The organism is Streptomyces sp. NPDC091292 (assembly GCF_044757265.1).
Classification (GTDB): Bacteria; Actinomycetota; Actinomycetes; order Streptomycetales; family Streptomycetaceae; genus Streptomyces.
Window position 1 is genome coordinate 1,567,262 of record NZ_JBIVUQ010000001.1, and the last position, 23,803, is coordinate 1,591,064.

Consider the following 23,803-nt stretch of genomic DNA (forward strand, 5'->3'; position numbering starts at 1 on the left):
GCTGTGACATGACGGCCCTGGGGTCTGACGGCCCCGGGGCCGGTGCCCGGGGCGGTGCGGCGTACGGCGTGCGGGTGGAAAGCCACCCGCGGTAGGCGAGGAGTTCAACCGGTGTTCAGCCGGACGCGGCACTGTGGGGCCGGACTTTTTCGCCCCGTCGTTCGCGCCTCCCAGGAGACAGCATGTCGCTCACCCGCAGGGACTTCGCCCGACGATCCGCGGTCACCGGTGCCGGTGTCGCGCTGGCGGGCAGCGCCGGCGTCCTCGCCACCGCGCCCGGCGCCCTCGCCTCGCAGGACATCGAGCACGCCGGGGACGCCGAGGGCGCGGACGCGTCGGCCGACCGCCACCACCACGACGGCGTCGGCTACGGCCCCCTCGTCCCCGACCCCGCCGGCATCCTCGCGCTGCCCGCCGGATTCTCGTACCGGATCATCACCCACAGCGGAAAGACGAAGCTGGAGTCCGGCGAGAGCACACCGTCGAACCACGACGGCACCGCCGCCTTCGCCGGGCCGCGCGGTACGACGCTGCTCGTCAACAACCACGAGCTGAAGGGCCCCCGCGCGAACTGGGCGCACCCCGTGCCGCTCGCCGACGGCCTCGTCTACGACCCGGCCGCTTCCGGTGGCTGCACGGTGGTCGAGATCCGGCCCGGCGGTCAGGTCGCCGAATGGGTCGGCATCGCGGGCACCGCGACGAACTGCGCGGGCGGGACCACGCCGTGGGGCACCTGGCTCACCTGCGAGGAGACCGAGGACAAGGCCGGCAAGAACGGCATGACCAAGGACCACGGCTACGTCTTCGAGGTCGACCCCGAGGACCGGCGCGCCAACCGGAGCCCGCAGCCGGTCAAGGCGCTCGGCCGGTACGCGCACGAGGCCGTCGTCGTCGACCCCGCGCGCGGTCACCTCTACCTCACCGAGGACGCCGACGAGCCCAACGGCCTGCTGTACCGCTGGACCCCGCCGAAGGGCTTCCACCACGGTCGCGGCAAGCTGCGGACCCTCGCCGAGGACGCCGGGGCCCTCCAGGCCACCCAGTGCTACGACTCCGGCGGCCGTTTCGTGGACGATCTGTCCCGCGCCACGAAGATCGGCACGGTGTACGGGGTCGACTGGGTGGACGTGCCCGACCGGGACGCCCGGACCGTCTCCGTACGCAAGCAGTTCACGGACGGCCAGGTCACCCGCGCCCGCAAGCTCGAAGGCATGTGGTGGGGCGACGGCGGCGCGTACATCGTGTCGTCCTACGCCCGCGACGAAAGCCCCGTCCACCACGACGGGCAGGTCTGGTTCTACGACCCGAAGCGGCGCACCCTCACCCTCAAGGTGCTCCTCGGTGTGAACACGGACCCGGAGCGCGACGGCGCCTTCGACGGGCCCGACAACATCACCGTCTCGCCGTACGGCGGCCTCGTCATCGCCGAGGACGGCGCGGGCGTGCAGCACCTGTTCGGCGCGACGGACAGCGGCCGTACGTATCCGATCGCCCGCAACGAACTCAACCAGGGCACCGATGAGGAGCCCGAGTACAGCGAGTTCACGGGAGTGACGTTCTCCCCGGACGGCCGCACCCTGTACGCGAACATCCAGGAACCGGGCATCATGCTGGCGATCAAGGGCCCTTGGAAGAGGCAGCGCTCACGGTGACGCTCACGCTGAGTGTGACCGGTTCGCTGGGGGGCTCGGCCCCCCACTCCGCCGCCACGGCCGGAGCGGGACGGGTCAAGCGGCGCCGCGAGGCGCATTGTGGGCAGACACCGTCGTGCGGCCTGTCAGGGCGTAGGGCCCCAGCCGGTCGGCCGTCAGGGCTGTGACGGGGGCGGTCAGGGGCCAGCGGCCCCTGACCTTTCCGTCGGTCGAGCCGAGTGCGACGACTTCGCCGCCCGCCGCCGCGTACACCGTGTCGCCCGCGACGGCCGGCGGGCACTGGGCGGGGCCGTCGCCGAGGTCACGTGCCGTCCAGCGCGGGCGGCCGGTCGACGGGTCGATCGCCTCCAGGGTGCTGTTCGCCGACCAGTGCAGCAGCAGGCCGCCCGCGCCGACACAGGTCCGGGTCCCGCCGGGCCGCAGGGCCCAGCAGGTGTCGAGGCCGAGCGCCGGACGGTCCCAGAGGACCGCGCCGGAGTCGGGGGCGAGGCCGTACAGGTGCTCCCCTGACAGCAGCAGACCCGCCTTGCCCAGGCGGTCGAGAGCCGTCGAGCCGGGGGACACCGTCACGCCTGACTTCCGCGCCCTGCGCACCGCGCCGCCGTCGTCCGCGTCGATGACGTGCACCAGCCCGTCGGCGGTGAGCAGGGCGAAACGGTCCCTGGCGATGCCGCCCACGAGCAGCGGCGCCTCGTCCGTGCCCTCGTACTCCCAGCGGGTGCGCCCGTCGTAGGCGCCGACGCAGCGGGGGTGCGGGGTGGTGCCGCCGAGTCCGTACGTGAGGAGCAGGCTGTCGCCCAGTACGGCGGGCGCCCGCCAGTCGAAGGGACCGGTGTGCCGCCAGGCGCGCTCGCCCGACCGCAGCGCCAGGGCGTGCGTCACGTTCCTCGCGGGGTCCTCGCTGTCCTGGTACTGGCAGATCAAGGTGGTGCCCACGATCGTGAACCACCCTAGGATGGACGGCAGTTGGTCCTTGGTCTTCACTTCGTGCCCGGTGGCCGTGTCGAGCGCGGGCACCCCGATGTCGCCCGCCGTGAGGAAGCCGTCGCCGACACCCCACGCCGTGGGATGCGCCGTCGTGGCCTCCGTACCCCAGAGCCGGTCGCCGCGCTCCGCGCCACGGGCCTGCACCGTGCCGTCGAAGGAGCCCGCGCCCTCCGTGCCGTGCAGCACCACACCCGATTCCGTCGCGAGCATCCCGTCGATCTCACCGCTCGCCGCTGTCAGCGTCCAGCGCGTCTCGCCGGGGGCCGTCGAGCCCTGCCGGACCGTCCAGTCCGGGGCGCCGTCGCCCGTGTCCGGGGTGGGGAGTCGGGTGCTGTAGATGATGAGCCCGGTGACACCGGCCAGGCCGGTGACGAGGAGGGTGCGGCGGGCGAGGGTTGCGCGGCGCTCGGAGCGGGCGAGGTCGGCGGCGGTGCGGTGTCTGCGGGTGTCGTCGTCCGGTGCGGGTGCGGGTGCGGGTGCGGGTTCTGTTTCGGGTTCCGGTGGTGGCTGTGCGGCTGCGGCGCCCGTCACGAGCGACCGCAGTGGTTCCGTACGCCACCACAGGGGCGCCGCCCGGTCCGCCGTGCGGCGCAGTACCGCCTCCGGATCGGGGCGCCGCTCCGGTGACTTGCGCAGACAGTCCGCGATCAGCTCCCGCAGACCGGACTCGTCCGGTACGTCGGCGAGTTCGGGCTCGTCGTGCACCGCCCGGTACAGCAGTACCGCCGCGTTCCCCGGCCCGAACGGGGCGCGCCCGGAAGCCGCGTACGCGAGGACCGCGCCCAGCGCGAAGACGTCCGTCGCGGGGGACACCGGCAGGCCCTCGACGATCTGCTCGGGCGCCATGTACCCGGGCGTCCCGATCATGTCGCCCGTCCCGGTCAGGCCCGGACGGTCACCGGCGCCCCGCGCGATACCGAAGTCGATGACGCGCGGCCCGTCGCCGGTGACCAGCACGTTCGACGGTTTCAGATCGCGGTGCACCAGACCCGCCGCGTGGATGCCGCGCAGCGCCTCGGCGAGCGCGCCGCCGAGCGCCCGTACGGCGGCGGGCGGCAACGGACCCGTCAGGACCACCGCGCGGCGGAGGGTGACGCCCGGCAGATAGGCCGTCGCCAGCCACGGCACCGGCGCCTGGGGATCGGCGTCCACGACGGCGGCCGTGTACGCCCCGGTCACCGAGCGGGCCGCCGCCGCCTCACGGCGGAACCGCTCCCTGAAGTGCGGGTCGTCGGCGAGGTGTTCGTGCACCGTCTTCACCGCGACGAGCCGGCCGCCCGGACTGCGCGCCAGATACACCTGCCCCATGCCGCCCGCCCCGAGCCGCCCGAGCAGCCGGTGCCCGCCCAGCCGCTCGGGGTCCCCGGGCAGCAGCGGCTCACCGGCGACGGAGGCGGTCCCGCTCATGGTGTCGCCGGTCCGCTCAGCGTCGTCAAGGTGCTGCCCGTGACGACATGGACCAGGCCACCGCCGGCCGTCGCCGTCACATCCGTCAGCCGTTCCACGGGCACCGCCCAGACCAGGTCACCGGTGTCCGCGTCCAGCGCGTGAACTCCCCATGCGGGCCTGCGCCCTGACGCGGCGTCGGGCTTGGCGCCCGGGTCGGATCCGGCGGCGTACAGCAGCCCGTCGGCGACGAGCGGCGGTACGTCGGAGTCGTCGAGCCGCGCCACGTCGTCGCGCCGCCAGCGCACCCGTCCGCTCGCCGCGTCGAGGGCGCCGACCGTGTCGTACGTCGCGAAGTGCACCAGGCCGCCGCGCGCCGTGGACGTGACCCGGGCTCCGTCCACGTGGTGCGACCAGCGGGCCCGCCCGGTGGCCAGGTCGACGCCCTCGACAGCGGCGGACCCCGCGTAGTAGCCGACGCCCCGGGCGCCGGGCCGCACATCGGGCCGTGCCGCGCCCCCCGCCACCTGCCCGGCGACCTCGCCGTCCCGCTCCCGGAGCAGCACCAGCGGACCCGTCGGCGCATCGTCCCGCAGCGCACCGGAGTTGAGCGCGAGCCCGAACTCCCCGTCCGCGACATCCACCGCGACGACCTCGGCGGCCGTGCCCTCGTGGAACCAGAGCGGGGCGCCTTCTGCCAGGTCGTAGCCGTACGCGCGCCACGGCATGCGCTGCGCGGTGCGCCGGGCCCACGCGGTGCCGTACGACCAGCAGGTCACCAGGCACGCCCGGTGCGCCGACACGGCGAGCGTCGCCTGCTGACCGTCCACATGTGCGCCCGGCTCCATGGAGGGGAGGGGCCGGTCCGGGTGCTGGGTGAGCGAGACCGTACGCCAGCGCGTCGCTCCGGACGACGCGTCGAGGGCGACTATCTCGGCGTCGAAAAGTGTGCTCTTCAGGACGTACGCGGTGTCGCCGCGCGGGACCACGTCCGCGACCTCCTCGTCCTTCCAGCCGACCGCGCCGGTACGGGCGTCGAGCCGGGTGAGCGTCGTCCCGGTACGGGCGTACAGCGCCCTGCCGTCGAGGCGGAAGGCGCCCCCGTACTTCATGGCGCCGACCTCCTTGCTCCAGAGAGTGGTGCCGCGCTTCCAGGACGTGGGGGAGCCGGCCGGTTTCGCGCCGGACGACTGGTCGCCCGAACCGTCCTGGGAGAGGACCAGGGCGGTGGTGGTACCCGCGGCGACGGCGACGGCGAGTCCGGCGCCCGCCCAGCGGAGGAGGGTGCGGCGGGTGGGGGAGGGGGAGGTGGGCGGTGCGGAGGTGGGGGGTGCGGGTGGGGGCGGAACGGGGTCTGTCAGACCCGTCAGACCCGTCAGACCCGTCAGGCCCTTCAGGTCCGTAGCGTCGCCGCCGTCCGCTGCCTCCGCTATTTGGACCGCCTCGTCCGCCTGGTCCTCGTAATGGCGGATGAGGGTCGTCACCGACGGCTGTTCCCACCAGGGTGCCGACGCGCGCGGCGCGCACCACTCCAGCACCTCCCGGACGGTGGGGCGGTCCGCCGGGTCCTTGGCGAGGCAGCGGGTCAGGAAGGCGGTCCACTCCGTGTCGGGGACGCCGACCAGGTCCGGTTCCTCGTGCAGCGTGCGGTACAGCACCTGCGGCGCCGATCCGGAGCCGTGCGGATTGCGGCCCGTGGCCGACAGCGCGAGCAGCGCGCCGAGCGCGAACACGTCCGCCGGGGGGCCGGTCTCGCCGTCGCGCGTGATGTGTTCGGGGGCCATGAAGCCGGGCGAGCCGATCAGTTCGCCGGTCGCGGTGAGAGTGTCTGTGCGGGTGCGCTCCCCGTCCTCCACGGTGTCCGGTACCGGGCGGGCGATCCCGAAGTCGATGACCTTCGGGCCGTCCGCCGTCACGACGACGTTCGCCGGCTTCAGATCGCGGTGCACCAGACCGGCCGCGTGGACGGCGGCCAGCGCCTCGGCGAGGGCGGCGCCCAGCGTCGCGAGGTCGCCGGGGCCCAGCGGCCCCAGCGCGGTCAGCGCCTCCGAGAGCGAGGGGCCCGCGCAGAACTCGACGGCCAGCCAAGGGCGTTCGGCCTCCGGGTCCGCGTCCAGGACCGCCGCCGTGAAGGGGCCCGCGATGGCGCGCGCCGCCTCGGCCTCGCGGCGGAACCGCTCCCGGAAGCGGGCGTCGGCGGCGAGATGACCGCGTACCACCTTGACGGCGACGAGCCGTCCGGACGCCGAGCGGGCGAGGTGCACCTGACTCGTCCCGCCCTCGCCGAGCGGTGCCACGAGTCGAAAGTCCCCCAACTCGACCATGAACGGCTCCCTCTCGGCCGGACGCGCGGCGACCGGATACGACGTTGACGATCAATGCGACGCCTGGCGGGCGCTGTCGGGTTGCAGCGCCGGGTGGCCTTGTTCGCGGATCTCGTACCCGGGTCTTGTCTCAGGGAAAGGCTGACATCTAACATTTCAGTCATGCCAGCCATCAAGCCCGTGCACCGGACCCTGCTGAGGGACCAGGCGTACGAGGCGATCCGGGACGCGATCGTGAGCGGGGACATCCCGCCGGGCGCGGTCGTGCGGGACGCCGAACTCGCCCAGGAACTCGGGCTGTCCCGCGCTCCGGTCCGCGAGGCGTTCTCCCGGCTGGTCGACGAGGGTCTGCTGGAGACCAAGCCGCAGAGCTATACACGGGTGACGGTCCTCGTCGCGGCCGAGGTCCGGCACGCGGCGGCCGTCGTCCGTGTCCTGCACGAACTCGTCGCGCGTACGGCAGTGCCCCTCCTCGCGCGCGAGGACGTCGAGGAGATGCGGGAGGCCAACACGCGGTTCGCCGCCGCCGTCCGGGCCGGGGACCTCGACGCGGCACTGGGCGAGGACGACGCGCTGCACGACGTCCTCGTGCGAGTCGCGGGCAACGGTGCCGCCGCCGCGACGATCGCCCGGTACACCCCGCTCATCCGCCGACTGGAGCGGCGCCGCTTCGGCGACGCCTTGAGCTGTCGCTCGGCGGATCTGCACGAGCGGCTGATCGACGCGTGCGGGGCCCGGGACGTGGAGGGGGCGGTCGCCGTGACGACGGAGATCTGGCGCGCCCTGGAGGAGTTGGCGGACGGCCCCTGATCCCACCACCGACCGCCCCTGATCCCACCGACTGTCCCTGACTCGTGCGCGCGATCACTTCTGACCTGACCTGACCTGTACGTGAATCCAGCCCGGGAGGCCGTCCCTATGTCCCCGTCCCTCGCCTCGTACACCCGTCATCCGCTGCTCTTCGGACCCTCGCCGGTGCACCCCATGGAGCGGCTGACCCGGCAGCTCGGCGGAGCCTCCCTGTGGGCGAAGCGGGAGGACTGCAACTCGGGTATCGCCTTCGGCGGGAACAAGACCCGCAAACTGGAGTACCTCGTCGCGGACGCCCTCGCGCAGGGCTGCGACACCCTCGTGTCGATCGGTGGGGTGCAGTCCAACCACACCCGGCAGGTCGCGGCGGTCGCGGCGCACGCGGGCCTCAAGTGCGTACTCGTCCAGGAGAGCTGGGTCGAGTGGCCCGACGCCGTGTACGACCGGGTCGGCAACATCCTGATCAGCCGGCTCGCGGGGGCGGACGTCCGGCTGGTGCGGGCCGGGTTCGGCATCGGTTTCAAGGAGAGTTGGGAGCAGGCGCTGCGGGAGGTCGAGGAGTCGGGCGGCAAGCCGTACGCGATCCCGGCCGGCGCGTCCGACCACCCGCTCGGCGGGCTCGGCTTCGCGAACTGGGCCCATGAGGTGGCCGTGCAGGAACATGAGCTGGGCGTCTTCTTCGACACCGTCGTGGTCTGCTCGGTGACGGGGTCGACGCAGGCGGGGATGGTCGCGGGGTTCGCGGCCCTGGAGGAGGCCGGAGGGCGGGCGCGGCGCGTCCTCGGGATCGACGCCTCGGCCGAACCCGCTCGCACGCGCGCGCAGATCGCCCGGATCGCGGCGGACACCGCCCGCCGGATCGGCGTACGGCGAGAGATCGGCGTCACGGACGTGGAGCTGGACGAGCGTTACCACGGCGGTACGTACGGCGTCCCCGACGAGGCGACCCTCGACGCGATGCGCCTCGCGGCGCGGACCGAGGGCATGATCACGGACCCGGTGTACGAGGGGAAGTCGATGGCGGGCCTGGTGGACCTGGTCACCAGGGCGGAGATCCCGAGGGACGCGACAGTGTTGTACGCGCACCTGGGCGGCCAGCCGGCCCTGAACGCGTACAGCGCCCTCTTCTGACCCGTATCGCGTCTCCATCTGTCTCGCGTTCCGTCTCGCGCGGCGCGGCTTCTCGAAGGGGTCGGAACCATTCGGGTTGGTAAGGGAACGGTAAAGCGAGGTCGTTCGTTACCCCTGGCATGACCGCTATGACCCCCGGCTCGAACATCCCTCTGACCGCCACCCGGGTGGCGGTGGACGTCGCCGCTCCCGTGCGGCTCGACGTATCGGGCCTGCTGCTCACCGCCGACGGCAAGGTGCGCTCCGACGACGACTTCATCTTCTACAACCAGCCCTCGGGCCCGGGGGTGACCTACCGCTCGGGTCAGGGCTCCGCACCGGACGCGATCGTCGTGGACACGACGGCGGTGCCGCCGGGCATCGAGAAGATCGTCGTTACGGCGAGTCCGGACGCGGCGGGCCAGACCTTCCAGGGCATCGAGCCCACGGCGACGATCCGCGGCGCCGACGACAACAGCGTGCTCGCCACCTTCACCCCGCCCCAACTCGGCTCCGAGACGGCGCTTGTCATCGTGGAGGTCTATCGGCGCAACGGCGCGTGGAAGGCGCGCGCGGTGGGCCAGGGCTATGCCAACGGCCTGGCGGGTATCGCGACGGACTTCGGCGTGACGGTGGAAGAACCCGCCCCCGCCGCCGCCCCTGCACCGGTCCCTGCACCGGTCGCGCCCCCCGCGCCCATGGCCGCACCCGTCCCGCACGCCCCGCCGCCCCCCGCCGCGGCACCGGCCACCCCGGCGGCGGCCCCGGCGCCCGGCAGCGGCAAGATCAACCTCGACAAGGGCCGCGTCAGCCTCCAGAAGAACCAGACGGTGTCCCTGGTGAAGGGGGGCCGTCCGATGCTGTCGCAGGTCAAGATGGGCCTCGGCTGGGAGCCCGCGTTCCGGGGCAAGGACATCGACCTCGACGCGTCGGTCATCGCGTACGGCCCGCAGCGCAACCACCTGGACAGCTGCTACTTCGGCAAGCTCTCCATTCTGAACGGCGCGATCAAGCACTCCGGAGACAACCTCACGGGTGAGGGCGCGGGGGACGACGAGGTGATCGTGGTCGACCTCGGCCGCCTGCCCCAGGAGGCCACGGGCCTGGTGTTCACGGTGAACTCGTTCTCGGGCCAGAAGTTCACGGAGGTGGCGAAGGCGTACTGCCGTCTGCTGGACGCGGCGACCGGTGAAGAGCTGGTCCGCTTCGACCTGACCAGCGCCCAGCCCCAGACCGGCGTCATGATGTGCAAGCTGATCCGCCAGTTCACCGGCGAGTGGGAGATGACGGCCATCGGCGACTTCGTGAAGTCCCGCACGGTGCGGGGGATGGTGAAGCCGGCGGCGCAGGCGCTCTGAACTCTGCGGGCGGTCAGGTCCGGCGGTGGTTTCGCGGATGCTGCCGGGCCGCCCGCTCGTTGCCGTGCTTGTACGCGCCCGTCCATCGCGCCATCACCAGCTGGGCGTCCCCGGACTCCACCTCGGACAGGAACCGCTCCGCCCGCGCGGCGCGCAAGGTGCCGGCCGGGCGGCCGTGGTGCGTGATGACCACGGTGCCGTCGGCATGGCGTACGTAGCTGAATCCATGAGGACGGGGCACGGTCGGATGGTAGACACCCGACCGCGCCCCGAGCCACCGTTTTAGGCACCGCACCAGCCACAGCATCGGGCACCGCATCAGGCACCGCGAGGCACCGGCTCCACCCGCCCCGGCACCGATCAGGCCCCGGCTCAACCGGCCTGCGGCAGCACCACGATCTTGCGTCCCGTGCCCGATGCGAACTGGTCGAGCGCCTGCGGGTAGCGCCCCAGCGGCAGCCGGTCGCTGATGAAGACCTCCGGGTCGAGCACCCCGTTCGCGAAGAGTTCCGCCGCCCGCTCGAAGCTGTGCAGCACCGCCATCGAGCCGGTGATGGTGATCTCCTGGTTGTAGATCTTGTACGGGTCGATCTGCACGCGCGTCGCGTAGTCCGCGACACCGAACTGGAGGAAGGTGCCCGCCTTCGCCACCCGGTCGAGGCCGTCCTGGATGGCCGCCGCGTTGCCCGTGGCGTCCACGACCACGTCCCAGCCCTGCGGCCGGTCCAGCTCGTCGGCGTTCGCGGCGGACGCCGAGACCCCGAGCTGCCGCGCGGTCGCGAGCCGCGACGGGTTGAGGTCGACGACGTCCACGCGCGCGGCACCCGTCCGCTTGGCCAGCTCCAGCATCATCAGGCCCATCGTCCCGGAGCCGTAGATCAGCACATGGGCGCCGAGCCGCGCCTGGAGCACGTCGTAGCCGCGCACCGCGCAGGACAGCGGCTCGATCAGCGCCGCGTCCTCGGTACGGATGTGCTCGGGCAGCTTCACGCAGTTGGCGACGGGCGCGACGGCGTACTGCGCGGCGCCGCCCGCCGTGGTGACGCCGATCGCCGCCCACCGCTCGCACAGGTTGTTGTGGCCGCTGCGGCAGAGCCGGCACTCGAAGCAGTACAGCGACGGGTCGACGGCGACCTGGTCGCCGACCGCCACTTCCGTGACATCCCGGCCGACGCCCACCACCTCGCCCGCGAACTCGTGCCCCGGCACGACCGGCAGCGTGGGCGCGAACTCGCCCTGGAGGATGTGCAGATCGGTGCCGCAGAGGCCGCACGCGGCGACCTCCACGACGACCTCGCGGGGCCCTGGCGTCGGGTCCGGTACCTCGGCGACAACCGCTTTGCCGACGGACTCGATGACGGCGGCCTTCATTTGACGGCTCCCAGCGACAGGCCCTGGACCAGTTTGTCCTGGGCGGCGAACCCCGCGGCGAGTACCGGCAGGGAGATGACGAGCGACGCGGCGCACACCTTCGCCAGGAACAGCCCCTGGCTGGTGATGAAGCTGGTCAGGAAGACGGGTGCCGTCTGCGCGACCACGCCGGTGAGCACCCGTGCGAAGAGGAGTTCGTTCCAGCTGAAGATGAAGCAGATCAGCGCGGTCGCCGCGATGCCCGGCGCGGCGATCGGCGCCACCACGCGCGCGAGGATGGTCGGCAGCCGGGCGCCGTCGATCTGCGCGGCCTCGATGATCGCCACCGGCACCTCGGCGAGGAACGACTGCATCATCCACACCGCGATCGGCAGGTTCATCGAGGTGTAGAGGATGACCAGGAGCCAGATGTTGTCGAGCATCCCGGCGTTCTTCGCGAAGAGATATATCGGCAGCAGGCCCGCCACGACGGGCAGCATCTTCGTCGACAGGAAGAAGAACAGGACGTCCGTCCACTTGCGGACCCGCCGGATCGACAGCGCGTACGCGGCCGGCAGCGCCAGCAGCAGCACGCACAGCGTCGAGACGCCCGACGCGACCAGGGAGTTGGCGAGCGCCGGCCAGGGGCTGGCGCCGCCGCCCGCGCCGAAGAACTCGCGGTAGCCGTCGAGGGTCAGGGACGCCGCCACCGAGGGCGGGTTGGTCGCCGCGTCCTCCTCGGAGTGGAGGGACGTGAGCGCCATCCACGCGATCGGCAGGAAGAACAGCAGCGCGGCCACCCAGGCGGCCACACCGAGCAGGGCGCCCTTGCGGCGGCGCGGGGGAGTGGAGCGTACGGCGGTGGCGGGGCGGGTGCCGGAAGCGCCGGACACGCCCGAAGCGGCAGCGGCACCGGAGACAGTCGTACTCATGCGCGGGACGCCTCCTCACGGAACAGGGACGAGACGACCCGCAGGGCGAATGTCGCGATGATGATGGAGCCGATGACGACGAGGACACCGGCGGCGGACGCGAGTCCGTTCTCGTGTGCCTGGTAGAAGCTCTGGTAGACGGTGTACGGAAGGTTCGCGGTGCCGAGGCCGCCGGAGGTGATCGTGAACACCGCGTCGAAGTTCTGCACGATGTACACCGAGCCGAGCAGGGCGCCCAGTTCGAGATAGCGGCGCAGATGCGGCAGCGTGAGATGGCGGAAGACCTGCCAGTTGCTGGCGCCGTCCACCCGGGCCGCCTCCATCTGCTCCGGGTCACGGCTCTGGAGCCCGGCGAGCAGGATCAGCATCATGAAGGGCGTCCACTGCCACACGAGCGACGCCTCGATCGCGAGCAGCGGCGTGTTCGACACCCAGTCGGGCTGCGTGGCGCCGTCGCCGCCGAACCAGCGCAACACGCCGTTGAACAGCCCGTACTCGGGGTTGTAGAGCACGTGCTTCCACAGCAGCGCGGCGGCCACCGGGACCAGCAGGAACGGCGCGATCAGCAGCGTACGGGCCAGTCCGCGGCCCCGGAACTTCCGGTCCAGGAGCAGGGCGAGCAGCAGCCCCAGGACCAGGCTTACCAGGACGACGGTGACCGTGAGCAGCACGGTCGTCCACACCGAGCGGCGCAGATCCGGCTCGGTCAGGACCTCGCTGTAGTTGGCGAAGCCGGCGAAGCTGCGGGCGTCGGGATAGAGGGCGTTCCAGTCGAAGAAGGAGATCACCAGGGTCGCCACGAACGGCAGTTGTGTGACGACGATCATGAAGATCAGGGCGGGCAGCAGCGGCGCCCGCGTCACCCACGCGCGCATCCGGCCCGATGGCTGTTTCACCACGCGCGCGGGGGGCGCGCTCACTGGGGTGGTCGTTGTGGCGCTCATCGTCCCTCGTACTCCTCGGAGATCTGCTCGGCGAGCTTCTGGGACTTGCTCAGGGCCGCGTCGACGGACTGGCGTCCGGCGATGGCCGCGCTGATCTCCTGCGAGACCTTGGTGCCGAGATCCGTGAACTCCGGGATGCCGACGAACTGGATGCCCGGTGCGGGCCTCGGCTGGACCCCCGGGTTCTCGGGCTGCGCCCCGGCGATGGCGTCCCGGGTGGTCTCCGCGAAGGTGGCGGCCTCCGCGCGGTACGCGGGGATGTCGTAGGTCGAGGCGCGCTTGCCCGCCGGGACGTTCGACCAGCCGATCTGTTCGCCGACGAGCTGCTCGTACTCCTTGCTGGACGCCCAGGAGATGAATTTCCACGCGTTGTCGGGGTTGCGGGACGCGTGCTGGATGCCCCAGGCCCAGGTGTAGAGCCAGCCGGAGTTCTTGGTCTCCTGGACCGGCGCGGGCGCGTAGCCGATCTTGCCCTTGACCGGGGAGTCCTTGGACTCCAGGGAGCCGGCGGCCGATGTGGCGTCGTACCACATGGCGGTCTTGCCCTGGGTGACGTTGTTGAGGCACTCGGCGAACCCGGACTGGGCGGCGCCCGCCTCGCCGTGCTCGCGCACCAGGTCGACGTAGAACTTGGTCGCCGCCTTGAACTCCGGGGCGTCCAGATGGGCCTTCCAGTCCTTGTCGAACCACGTACCGCCGAAGGTGTTCACGACCGTCGTCAGCGGCGCCATCACCTCGCCCCAGCCGGGCAGGCCGCGCAGACAGATGCCCCGCATGCCCTCCTCGGCGCCGTCGACCTTCGCCGCGATGTCCGCGACCTGCTCCCAGGTCGGCTGCGCGGGCATCGTCAGGCCCTTCTTGGCGAGGACGTCCTTGCGGTACATCAGGAACGACGACTCGCCGTAGAACGGCTGCCCGTAGAGCTTGCCGTCGTTGCCGGTGAGCGACTGCCGCATCGGCGGCAGCACGTCCTTCTCGTCGTAGGCGGTGTCCTCACGGACGTAGTCGTCCATGTCGTGCAGCCAGCCGTTCCTGGCGTAGATCGGTATCTCGTAGTTGCTCAGGGTGGCGACGTCGTACTGCCCGGCCTGGTTGGCGAAGTCCTGGCTGATCTTGTCGCGGACGTCGTTCTCGGGGAGCACGCTGAAGTTCACCTTGATGCCGGTCTCCTTGGTGAAGTGCGCGGCGGTGAGCTTCTGAAGCTCCATCATCTGCGGGTTGTTGACCATCAGGACGTTGAGGGAGTCGCCGCCGGAACCGGTCCCGCCGGCCCCGGTCCAGCAGCCGGTGAGCAGCGGCGCGAGCAGCGTCCCCGCGGCGACCGCGGCGAGCGAAGCGCGCGGCCTCCGTCGGCTTAGGGTGCGCATGAATGGCTCCTGATCGGTTCGGATGGGGAGGTATGTCTGTACGAGGGTGTGCGTGGTCGGTCCCGGGCCCATGGGGGAGGCCCGGGAACGTGGTGGGGTGGGACGTACTCCGCATGCGGACGGTTCAGACGCGGATGACCTGAGGTCCCTGGAGGGAGTAGCGGTGCGCCTCGGACGCGGGCAACTGACCGCTCGTCACGATCGCCTCCAACTCGCTGACCTGCGCGAACCGGCAGAAGCTCACGGCGCCGAACTTGGTGTGCACCCCGGCGAAGACCGTGCGCCGTGACGCCCGCATCGCCTGAGCCTTCACCTCGCTGACGGCGGGGTCCGGAGTGGTCAGACCGTGCTCGCGGGAGATGCCGTTGGAGCCGATGTACGCCAGATCGATGACGAAACCGGACAGCATGCGGGTCGTCCAGTGGTCGACGGTGGCGAGGGTGCCGGGCCGTACCCGGCCGCCGAGCAGCAGCACCGTGGTGTTGTCGGCCTCCGCGAGCGCCCCGGCGGTCGCCAGGGACGCGGTGACGACGGTCAGCTGCCGGTCCCTGGGCAGCGCCTCGGCGATCAGCTGAGGGGTGAAGCCCTCGTCGACGAAGACCGTCTCGGCGTCGCCGAGGAGTTCGGCGGCGGCGACCGCGATCCGCCGTTTCTCGGGGACGTGCATGGTGGTGCGGAAGGCGAGGGTCGTCTCGAAGCCGGCGCTCTCCACGGGGTACGCGCCGCCATGGGTGCGGCGCACCAGACCGTGGTCCTCCAGGGCCCGCAGATCGCGGCGGACGGTCTCCTTGGCGACGCCCAGCTCGTGCGCCAGCGTGGCCACGTCGACCGATCCGGCGCTGCGTGCCGCGCGGACGATCTCCCGCTGTCGTTCCTCGGCGCTCATGGCCGTCACCCGCCCTCCGTGGTCCTCGGTCGCCTCGTTGCTCCCGTGCCCGTTCGGGCCCGGCGGTGACCGTGGTGACCCGATGGGGAAGTTCTACAGCGGGTCCGGGGTGCGGGCCAGGTCTGTTACGGGCCCGATGCTGCCCGTGTGTGCCCGCTTGCCGCGAGTGGCCGCCCGTCGTGGACCTGCGCGGGGGCGTGCGGGGACGGGTGAACGGGCACGGAGGATGTCCGAATGCCGGGATGGGCGGGCCCGTTCGGTGCCCGCCCATGGTTGACGGCGTCGCCGGGGGACCGTTGCCGGGTCCGTCGCCGGGGTGCGACCCGCGCCCTCGCTCAGTGGGGCCAGATCGGCGGATCGGTGACGAAGGGGCCGCCGAGGTAGGCGTGGGCCGGGTTGTCCGGGTCCAGTTCGCCCTGTTCGGCGATGAGCTTTTCGGCGAACGGTTCGGAGTCGTCCCGCGGCTCGTAGCCGAGGGCGCGGGCCGTGGAGAGGTCCCACCACAGGCGGGTGTTGGCGGAGGAGCCGTACACGACGGTGTGGCCGACGTCCTCGGCGGTCAGGGCCGCGTGGAACAGCCGGGCGCCGTCCTCGGGGCTCATCCAGACGGACAGCATCCGGACGCTGCTGGGCGCCGCGAAGCACGAGCCGATCCGGACGGACACCGTCTCCAGGCCGTGCCGGTCCCAGTAGAGCTGGGCCAGGTCCTCGCCGAACGACTTCGACAGGCCGTAGAAGGTGTCCGGCGCGCGCGGGGTGTCGATCGGGATGAGCCGGTCGGGCCGGAAGGGGGGCTCGCCCTGCGGCCGGGGCGTGTAGCCCACGGCGTGGTTGGACGAGGCGAAGACGACCCGCCGCACGCCCTCCTCGCGCGCCGCCTCGTAGAGGTGGTAGGTGCCCTGGATGTTGGCCCGGAGGATCTTGTCGAAGGTGGACTCCAGGGAGATGCCCGCGAGATGGAGGACCGCGTCCACGCCCCGCACGGCCTCCCGCAGCGCCCCGGTGTCCGCGAGGTCGGCCGTGATCGCGTCCGGCTCGCCCTCGATCGGGACCATGTCGAACAGCCGCAGTTCGTAGCCGTACGCGGGCAGCAGCCCCCGCATCAGGGTGCCGAGGCCGCCGGCGGCGCCGGTGAGGAGGACGGTGCGGGGCGTGGGGGTGCGGGGCGTGGGGGTGCGGGGCGTGGGGGTGCGGGGCGCGGGGGTGCGGGGCGTGTCGGGCATACGCAGTCTCCAGACCGCCGCCCCGGACGGTGGGTACGGCTGCATTCGTGTATGACATTCACATCCGTGGACACGCTAGGGAGGGGTGCTCGGTCGCGTCAAGTGTCCTGGCGGGGTCCGGGCGGAGTCCGGTAATCCGCCCGAGTGTTGCGTGGTGGCGCGCTTGACCACCCCTATGTGGGCGTCTTAGCGTAGACGTGTTCAGAAATATGGACGTGGATCAGAAACGTGCACAAGGTGTGGTGTGCGTTTCGCTGGTCGCCCGCACGCTTAGGGAGAGCCCGTGACGTCAGCCCCTCTCGCCGCTCGACTCGGCGGACTCCTGTTCTTTCCCGTCACCGCGTACGGCCCCGACGGCTCCGTCGACCTCGACGTCTACCGAGCCCATGTGCGGCGCGGTGTCGAGGCGGGCGCCGGAGCCGTCTTCGCGTGCTGCGGCACCGGCGAGTTCCACGCGCTGACCCCCGAGGAGTTCCGCGCGTGCGTGGGCGCCGCGGTCGAGGAGACGGCGGGACGCGTGCCGGTCGTCGCGGGCGCCGGATACGGCACCGCACTCGCCGTGCGGTACGCGCGCCTCGCCGAGGACGCGGGCGCCGACGGACTGCTCGCGATGCCCCCGTACCTCGTCGTCGCCGGGCAGGAAGGGCTGCTGCGGCACTACGCCGAACTCGCCGCCGCGACCTCCCTCGACACCATCGTCTACCAGCGCGACAACGCCGTCTTCACCCCGGCGACCGTCGTCGGACTCGCCCGCACCGACGGCATCATCGGCTTCAAGGACGGCCTCGGCGACCTCGGTCTGATGCAGCGGATCGTGAGCACCGTACGGTCCGAAGTGCCCGGCGACTTCCTTTACTTCAACGGCCTGCCCACCGCCGAACTCACCGGCCTCGCCTACCGCGGCATCGGCGTCACCCTCTACTCGTCGGCCGTCTTCTGCTTCGCACCCGAGATCGCCCTCGCCTTCCACCGCGCGCTGACCACCGGCGACGACGCGACCGTGGGCCGGCTGCTCGACGGCTTCTACCGGCCGCTGGTCGACCTGCGCGACCAGGGCCGCGGCTACGCCGTCTCCCTCGTCAAGGCCGGCGTACGGCTGCGCGGGCTCGACGTCGGACCGGTGCGCCCACCGCTCCACGAACCCACCGAGGACCACGTCAAACAGCTCGCCGCACTGATCGAGCGCGGCTACGCGCTCCTTGAGGAGGACGCGTGAAGACGTCCGCCTTCCTCTACCCCTGGGACGTCGTCGGCGACCCGGACGCCGCCGCGCGCACCGCGGCCCTCGGGGTCCGCTCGGTGACCCTCGCCGCCGCCTACCACTCCACGCGCGCGCTGACCCCCCGCCACCCGCGCCACCGGATCGTCACCGCCGCACACGCCGCCCTGCTCTACCCGTCGGCCCTGGCCACCCGGGACGGCAACGGCGAAGGGCGCCCCCTGCGTCCGTACGCGGCCGGGTCCTGGGCCGACGGCGACGCGCACGGCGAGGCGTCCGCCGCGCTCCGGGACGCCGGTCTGGAGGTCCACACCTGGGTCGTCCTCGCCCACAACTCCCGCCTGGGCGCCGAACGCCCGGACACCTCCGTCGTCAACGCCTACGGCGACCGCTACCCCTGGGCGCCCTGCATCGCACAGCCCGCCACGCGCGCGTACCTCTCCGCCCTGGCCGCCGACGCCGCGGTACGGCCCGGCGCCTCCGGCACCGAACTGGAATCCCTCGGCTGGTACGGGCTCGCCCATCTGCACGCCCACGACAAGATCGCGGGCGTGGCGCTCGGCGAGGCGGCCCAGTACCTCATGTCGCTCTGCTTCTGCCCCGACTGCGGCGCCGGGTACCTCGCGTCGGGCCTCGACGCCGATGCCCTGCGCGACACGGTACGGCGGGCCCTGGAGCCCGTGTGGCGCGGTACGGAAGGTGCGGAACCGGACGGGGCCTGGGCGGCCGTCGAGAAGCTGCTCGGCGCCGAGCGCGCGGCGGCCACGCGCGCGTGGCGTGATGCCACGGCCCGGGGCCTCCAGGAGGAGACCGTGTCGGCGGTACGCGCCGCCGCGCCCGACGGCTTCCAGGTGCTGCTCCACGCCGACCCGGTGTCGTACCACTGCGGGGCGAACGCCGGGGTCGACCCCGCGCACATCCTGTCCGTCGCGGACGGCGTGGTCGTCCCCTGCACCGGCGGCACCTCGCTCCTCGCGCCCTTCGCGGACGCGCGCGCCGACGCGGTCGTCGCGGCCAACCTCACCGTCGTCACGGGCATGGGCGGCAGCCCGGCCACCCTGGCCGAAGACGCGGCCCGCGCGGCGGAACAGGGCGCCACGGAACTCCGCCTCTACCACGCGGGCCTGGCGTCGGACGGGGACCTGGACCTCGTACGCCAGGGCCTGGACGCTCTCTAAGGCGCGGCCCGCAGCAGGCACACCGCCGTCAGGACGCCGCACGCCCCGGCCGCCGGGAGCAGCACGGTGTGCGGGACCACGGCCGTCAGGCCCGCGCCCAGCGCGAGTGCCAGGGCGTTCGGCGCGAACATCAGGGTGTTCGCGGTGGCCGTCGCGCGGCCCAGACGGCTGTCCGGGGTCTCCCGCTGGATCGTCGTCAGGGCCGCGATCAGGACGCACGGCAGCCCCATACCGACGGCCACGCCCGACGCCAGGACCACCACGTCGTACGGCAGGGCGCGCGCCGCCACCGCCACGGCGAACAGGGCGGTCCCCGCGGCGGCGAAACGGTACGCGCCCAGCCTCCGCAGCAGCGCCCCCGAGACCAGGCCCACCGCCACCGAACCGGCGCCCTGCACCGCGTACAGGACCCCGACGAAGCCGGGCGAGCGGCCCAGACCGTCGTCGACCACCGCGAAGATCAGCGCGCCGTTGAGGCCCGCGAGCAGCATCGTCGCGCCGCCCGCCAGGACCAGCGGACGCAGCCGCCCGTCCGCCCACAGGTCACGCGCCCCCGCCGCCGTCCGCTCCCACCAGCCCGTCGCCTCCCGTACCGGTGGCTCCTCGCGGACCCGCAGCAGCGCGTAGAGGCCCGCCGCGAGCAGGAAGGTCAGGGCGTCCAGGAGTGCGACGCGGGCGCCCCCGTACGCGGCGAAGAGGCCCGCGCCCGCCAGGGGTGCCACGAGCTTCATGCCCTCGTTCGCGGTCATCCGCAGCCCGTTGAAGTCACCGAGCAGGTCCTTGTCGACCGCCGCCGCCACCAGCGCCGACTCGGCGGCGTCGTGCACCACGCCGACCGCGCCGTACACGACGAGGACGGCGAACAGGATCCACAGCCGGTCCGCCGAGTCCACCGCGAACAGCGACAGGAGCAGCAGCCCCAGACCGAGGCTCGTCCCGACCAGCAGCGGGCGGCGGCGCGTACGGTCCGCGAGGGTGCCGAGCAGCGGGCCCGCCAGGGTCGGCAGCCACAGCGCGAAGGTGCAGAGCGCGGCCAGGCTGTCGGACCCGGTGAGGCTCTTGACCCAGATCCCCGCCACGAGCCACATCGCGGAGCTGCCGAACCCCGACACCACGACCCCGCCCAGATACAGCCCCGCGTTGTGGTCCCGCAGGACCCTGCCCACCGTCCATGTCATGAGCAGCGATCGTCGCCCTGAGGCCCCCGCGCGGACATCGGGCGGATGCCTTACTTCGGGGCGGCCGGGGACGCGCCGGGCGGCGCAGCGATGAGTTCCGGGCGCGCCGGCGGTCCAAACTTCACAGACCGCAGACCGCCCGCTGAGGAGCCCCACATGACCGACACCGTCGACCTCGGACCCCAGGCCCGGCTGATCGCCCGGATCGCCGAGCGCGTCACCGACGACCAACTGGACGGCCCCACCCCCTGCCCCGCCTACGCGGTGCACCATCTCCTCGGGCATCTCGTCGGACTCGCCACCGCCTTCCGGGACGCCGCCCGCAAGGACCTGGGACCGACGACGGACACCCCGCCGACCAGCGGCGTGCCGGACATCGGACCGGACTGGCGCGCCGAGCTGCCCAAGCGGCTCGACGAACTGGCCGAGGCGTGGCGCGACCCGCGCGCGTGGGAGGGCGAGACCCGCGCGGGCGGTGTCCCGCTGCCCGGCCAGGTCGCCGGACTCATCGCCATGAACGAACTCGTCGTGCACGGCTGGGACCTCGCCCGCGCGACCGGCCAGGACTACGCCCCGGACACCGCGGCCCTGGAGGCCGCCCACACCTTCCTGGCCCCGGCCGCCGAAGCCCCACCCAGCAACGGCCTGTTCGCCCCAGCGGTACCCGTACCGGCCGACGCCCCACTCCTCGACCGAATGATCGGCTTGAGCGGCCGGAACCCGGAGTGGACCCCCGGCGGCTGACAAGGTGTCCGGCCTGTACGTGAGTTGATCCGGGGTCGAATCCGGCGAGATCCGTAACACGGGGAAAACCTGTGGTGGGTTTCTGAGGGGAACAATCCTGGCAGCGTTCGTCTGTCTGGAACCCGAGGAGCCCGGTCATGGCTGAGAGCAGCAAGGTGGTGGACGAGCCGCCCGTGGTGGGAGTGGCGGTCAACCCTGTCGACCGGTACTTCCGGATCACGGATCGCGGCTCGTCGTTCCTCCGTGAGGCCCGCGGTGGACTGGCCACGTTCTTCACCATGGCGTACATCCTGGTGCTCAACCCGATCATCCTCGGCAGCGCCAAGGACAAGTTCGGGCATCAGCTCGACGGCGCCGAACTCGTCACGGCCACCGCCCTGGTGGCGGCCGTGATGACGGTGATCATGGGCGTCGGCGGCAATCTGCCGCTGGCCCTCGCCGCCGGTCTCGGGCTCAACGCCGTCGTCGCCTTCCAGATCGCCCCGCTGATGAGCTGGCCCGACGCGATGGGACTCATCGTCCTCGAAGGGCTCCTCATCTGCGTCCTCGTCGTCACCGGGCTGCGCGAGGCGGTGATGCGGGCGATACCCAGGGCGATGAAACAGGCCATCAGCGTCGGCATCGGCCTCTTCATCGCCTTCATCGGCTTCGTGGACGCCGGATTCGTCACACGGATCCCGGACGCCGCGAGCAGCACCGTGCCGGTCCAGCTCGGCTCCACCGGAACGCTCGGCGGCTGGCCCGTCCTCGTCTTCTGCGTCGGAGTGCTGCTGACCGTCGCGCTCCTCGCCCGCAAGGTGAAGGGCGCCATCCTGATCAGCATCGTCGTGATGACTGTTGTCGCCTTGATCGTCGAGTCGGTGGCCGACGTGAAGAGTTGGGGCCTGACGACACCGAAGTTCCCCGACGACATCGTGGCCGCCCCCGACTTCGGACTCCTCGGCGACTTCAGCCTGTTCGGCGCCTTCGGGAGGACCGGCGCGCTCACCGTCGTACTGCTGATCTTCACGCTCGTCCTGTCGGACTTCTTCGACACCATGGGCACGGTCGTCGGCATCACCGCCGAGGCGGGCCTCCTGGACGACGAGGGCAAGGTGCCGAACCTCGGACGCGTCCTGCTCATCGACGGCGCCGCGGCCGTCGCGGGCGGCGCCGCGTCCGCATCGTCCAGCACCTCCTACATCGAGTCCGCCGCCGGCGTCGGCGAAGGCGCCCGTACCGGATTCGCCAACCTCGTCACCGGCGGCCTCTTCGCGCTCGCCCTGTTCCTCGCGCCGCTGCTCACCATCGTCCCGCTGCAAGCCGCGGCGCCCGCCCTCGTCGCCGTCGGCTTCCTGATGATGACCCAGGTCAAACACATCGACTGGGACCGCTACGAGATCGCCGTCCCCGCCTTCCTGACCATCGTCGTGATGCCCTTCACCTACTCGATCACCAACGGCATCGGTGCCGGCTTCCTCGCCTACGTCCTCATCAAGACGGTCCTGGGCCGCGCCCGCGAGGTCCACTGGCTGCTGTGGGGCGCGTCGGCCCTGTTCCTGGTGTACTTCGCGATCGATCCGGTGGAGCAGCTGATCGGGGTGAAATAGGCGGCCCAGCTCCTGACGCGAGGGCTCAGTTCTTGAGGGCCGCCTGCATCATCGCCTTCGCTATCGGGGCCGCCAGGCCGTTGCCGCTGACCTCCGAGCGGGCCGCGTCGGACTGTTCGACCATGACCGCGACGGCGACCTGCTTGCCGGTGGCGGAGTCCGTCGCGTACGACGTGAACCAGGCGTACGGCGTCTTGCTGTTGTTCTCGCCGTGCTGGGCGGTGCCCGTCTTGCCGCCGACCGTCGCGCCGGATATCCGGGCGTTCGTGCCCGTGCCCTCCTCGACGACCGTCACCATCGCGGACTGCAGCTCCCGCGCGGTGGACTCGCTGACGATCCGCTGCGAGCCGGGGTCGTCATAGCTCTGGAGCACGGTCCCGTCCGCGTCCGTCACCTGCGACACCATGTGCGGCGACACCAGCACCCCGTCGTTCTCGATGGCCGCCGACACCATCGCCATCTGGAGCGGGGTCGCCGTCACGTCGAACTGTCCAATGCCCGACAGACCCGTCTGCGCCTTGTCCATGCCCGAGGGGTAGACGCTCGCATACGCGCGCACCGGCACGTCCTGCTTCTCCTCGTTGAAGCCGAACTTCTCCGCCATCGCCTTCACCTTGTCCTGGCCGAGGTCCACGGCGAGCTTGGCGAACACGTTGTTGCAGGAGTACTGGAGGGCGACCCGCAGCGACGCGTTCTCACAGGGTGCCGACTTGTTCTCGTTCTCCAGGTCCCTCACCGTGCCGGGCAGGCGGTACGGATCGGGGCTGTCCGTCTTCTGGTCCACGGACGAGTAGACACCGTCCTCCAGGGCCGCCGCCGCGACGACCAGCTTGAACGTCGAACCGGGCGGCAGCGGCTGCCGGATCGCACGGTTCACCAGCGGCTTGTCCGCGTCCTTGCCGAGCTTCTGCCACTCCGCCGCGTCAGCCGAGCCGGACCCGGCGATCGTCGACGGGTCGTACGACGGCGTCGACACCATGCCCAGGATCCTGCCCGTCACCGGATCCATCGCGACGGCCGCGCCTTTGTTGCCGCCAAGCGCCTCGTACCCCGCCTTCTGGACGGCCGGGTCGATCGTCGTGACGACGTCGCCGGGGTCGGCGCGCTTGTTGGTCAGCGTGTCGACCGGTGTACCGAGCCGGATGTCCGTGCCGTCGAGCAGGTCCTGATAGATGCCCTCCAACTGGTTCGCGCCGTACACCTGCGAGCTGTAGCCCGTCACCGCCGCGTACAGCTCGCCGTCCGTGTACGTGCGCTTGTACGCCAGGTCGCCGCCCGATGTGCGCGCGGAACCGGTGATCGCGTTTCCGCCCACGACGATGTCCCCGAGCGGGTAGGCGTACTGCTCGATCGCCTTGCGCCGGTTGTTCTTGTTGTCGGCCAGCGCCTGCCCGTCGTAGAACTGCACCCAGGTCGCCCGCACCAGCAGGGCGATCACCAGGAGCAGCGTGAAGACGGCGGCGCGCCTGATCGTCTTGTTCATACGCAGGGAAGGACGACGCGGGTGGGGCGTGAGTTCCCCGATGGCACGATTGTGCGGCTTTCCTCAGGGATTCCTGCGGGTTT

19 protein-coding genes are annotated in these 23,803 nt (G+C 71.9%); 8 read left to right on the plus strand and 11 right to left on the minus strand.

All coding sequences use genetic code 11. The features are described from left to right. The first annotated feature begins 182 nt into the window (after positions 1-182). Positions 183-1,652 (plus strand): alkaline phosphatase PhoX, encoded by a 1,470-nt coding sequence (locus ACIQNU_RS07575; protein WP_401361995.1) that lies wholly within the window; start codon positions 183-185, stop codon positions 1,650-1,652. A 75-nt stretch (positions 1,653-1,727) separates the two neighbouring features. Here the strand turns inward: ACIQNU_RS07575 and ACIQNU_RS07580 are convergent, their stop codons facing one another. Together ACIQNU_RS07580 and ACIQNU_RS07585 are read right to left on the minus strand one after the other, a co-directional pair. Beyond that, entirely contained in the window at positions 1,728-4,046 is a 2,319-nt protein-coding gene (locus tag ACIQNU_RS07580) for a protein kinase (protein ID WP_401361998.1), read from the minus strand. After that, positions 4,043-6,349: a protein kinase gene (locus tag ACIQNU_RS07585; protein ID WP_401362001.1), complete on the minus strand. Its 2,307-nt coding sequence runs from the start codon at positions 6,347-6,349 to the stop codon at positions 4,043-4,045. Before ACIQNU_RS07585 ends, ACIQNU_RS07580 begins: the two co-directional genes overlap by 4 nt. Before the next feature lie 162 nt (positions 6,350-6,511). On the opposite strand from ACIQNU_RS07585, the gene ACIQNU_RS07590 reads away from it, so the two are divergent. The 3 genes from ACIQNU_RS07590 (at position 6,512) to ACIQNU_RS07600 (ending at position 9,627) form a co-directional block, all read left to right on the plus strand. Then, a complete protein-coding gene (locus ACIQNU_RS07590; protein WP_401362002.1) occupies positions 6,512-7,159 on the plus strand; it encodes a GntR family transcriptional regulator in 648 nt (215 codons plus the stop codon). 108 nt (positions 7,160-7,267) lie between these two features. Next, a complete protein-coding gene (locus ACIQNU_RS07595) occupies positions 7,268-8,290 on the plus strand; it encodes a 1-aminocyclopropane-1-carboxylate deaminase (RefSeq protein ID WP_401362005.1) in 1,023 nt (340 codons plus the stop codon). Positions 8,291-8,418: 128 nt separating this feature from the next. After that, positions 8,419-9,627 carry a TerD family protein gene (locus ACIQNU_RS07600; RefSeq protein ID WP_401362545.1) on the plus strand — a complete coding sequence of 403 codons (1,209 nt, stop codon included), beginning with the start codon at positions 8,419-8,421 and terminating at the stop codon, positions 9,625-9,627. A gap of 13 nt (positions 9,628-9,640) precedes the next feature. Here ACIQNU_RS07600 and ACIQNU_RS07605 read toward each other — a convergent pair whose 3' ends face one another. The 7 genes from ACIQNU_RS07605 to ACIQNU_RS07635 form a co-directional block, all read right to left on the minus strand. Continuing rightward, positions 9,641-9,868: a hypothetical protein gene (locus ACIQNU_RS07605; RefSeq protein ID WP_401362007.1), complete on the minus strand. Its 228-nt coding sequence runs from the start codon at positions 9,866-9,868 to the stop codon at positions 9,641-9,643. A gap of 131 nt (positions 9,869-9,999) precedes the next feature. After that, the gene (locus ACIQNU_RS07610) at positions 10,000-10,998 is read right to left on the minus strand and encodes a zinc-dependent alcohol dehydrogenase family protein (protein WP_401362009.1); all 999 of its coding nucleotides are present in this window, start codon (positions 10,996-10,998) and stop codon (positions 10,000-10,002) included. Beyond that, complete coding sequence (locus tag ACIQNU_RS07615) at positions 10,995-11,909, minus strand: carbohydrate ABC transporter permease (RefSeq protein ID WP_401362011.1); 915 nt, start codon at positions 11,907-11,909, stop codon at positions 10,995-10,997. The genes ACIQNU_RS07610 and ACIQNU_RS07615 overlap by 4 nt, the downstream gene beginning before the upstream one ends. Next, a complete protein-coding gene (locus tag ACIQNU_RS07620) occupies positions 11,906-12,853 on the minus strand; it encodes a carbohydrate ABC transporter permease (protein ID WP_401362014.1) in 948 nt (315 codons plus the stop codon). The genes ACIQNU_RS07615 and ACIQNU_RS07620 overlap by 4 nt, the downstream gene beginning before the upstream one ends. After that, positions 12,850-14,220, minus strand: coding sequence for an ABC transporter substrate-binding protein (locus ACIQNU_RS07625; RefSeq protein ID WP_401362017.1), 1,371 nt, complete (start codon positions 14,218-14,220; stop codon positions 12,850-12,852). Before ACIQNU_RS07625 ends, ACIQNU_RS07620 begins: the two co-directional genes overlap by 4 nt. A 124-nt stretch (positions 14,221-14,344) precedes the next feature. Continuing rightward, on the minus strand, positions 14,345-15,106 hold the full coding sequence (locus ACIQNU_RS07630; protein ID WP_401362020.1) for a DeoR/GlpR family DNA-binding transcription regulator: 762 nt from the start codon (positions 15,104-15,106) through the stop codon (positions 14,345-14,347). A 335-nt stretch (positions 15,107-15,441) separates the two neighbouring features. Further along, positions 15,442-16,329, minus strand: a complete 888-nt coding sequence (locus tag ACIQNU_RS07635; protein ID WP_401362022.1) for an NAD-dependent epimerase/dehydratase family protein — start codon at positions 16,327-16,329, stop codon at positions 15,442-15,444. Between the two features lie 283 nt (positions 16,330-16,612). Here ACIQNU_RS07635 and ACIQNU_RS07640 point away from each other — a divergent pair, with 283 nt between their 5' ends. Together ACIQNU_RS07640 and ACIQNU_RS07645 are read left to right on the plus strand one after the other, a co-directional pair. After that, positions 16,613-17,545: a 5-dehydro-4-deoxyglucarate dehydratase gene (locus tag ACIQNU_RS07640; RefSeq protein ID WP_401362025.1), complete on the plus strand. Its 933-nt coding sequence runs from the start codon at positions 16,613-16,615 to the stop codon at positions 17,543-17,545. Further along, positions 17,542-18,726 (plus strand): hypothetical protein, encoded by a 1,185-nt coding sequence (locus tag ACIQNU_RS07645; RefSeq protein WP_401362028.1) that lies wholly within the window; start codon positions 17,542-17,544, stop codon positions 18,724-18,726. Before ACIQNU_RS07640 ends, ACIQNU_RS07645 begins: the two co-directional genes overlap by 4 nt. Here the strand turns inward: ACIQNU_RS07645 and ACIQNU_RS07650 are convergent. Then, positions 18,723-19,904: an MFS transporter gene (locus tag ACIQNU_RS07650; protein WP_401362031.1), complete on the minus strand. Its 1,182-nt coding sequence runs from the start codon at positions 19,902-19,904 to the stop codon at positions 18,723-18,725. The two genes, ACIQNU_RS07645 and ACIQNU_RS07650, sit on opposite strands and share 4 nt — an antisense overlap. A gap of 156 nt (positions 19,905-20,060) precedes the next feature. Between ACIQNU_RS07650 and ACIQNU_RS07655 the strand changes: the two genes are divergently transcribed. Both ACIQNU_RS07655 and ACIQNU_RS07660 read left to right on the plus strand, forming a co-directional pair. After that, entirely contained in the window at positions 20,061-20,648 is a 588-nt protein-coding gene (locus tag ACIQNU_RS07655) for a TIGR03086 family metal-binding protein (RefSeq protein WP_401362033.1), read from the plus strand. Between the two features lie 137 nt (positions 20,649-20,785). After that, positions 20,786-22,237 carry an NCS2 family permease gene (locus ACIQNU_RS07660; RefSeq protein WP_401362036.1) on the plus strand — a complete coding sequence of 484 codons (1,452 nt, stop codon included), beginning with the start codon at positions 20,786-20,788 and terminating at the stop codon, positions 22,235-22,237. Between the two features lie 25 nt (positions 22,238-22,262). On the opposite strand, the gene ACIQNU_RS07665 is transcribed toward ACIQNU_RS07660, so the two are convergent. Next, on the minus strand, positions 22,263-23,720 hold the full coding sequence (locus ACIQNU_RS07665; RefSeq protein ID WP_401362039.1) for a peptidoglycan D,D-transpeptidase FtsI family protein: 1,458 nt from the start codon (positions 23,718-23,720) through the stop codon (positions 22,263-22,265). Positions 23,721-23,803 lie beyond the last annotated feature (83 nt).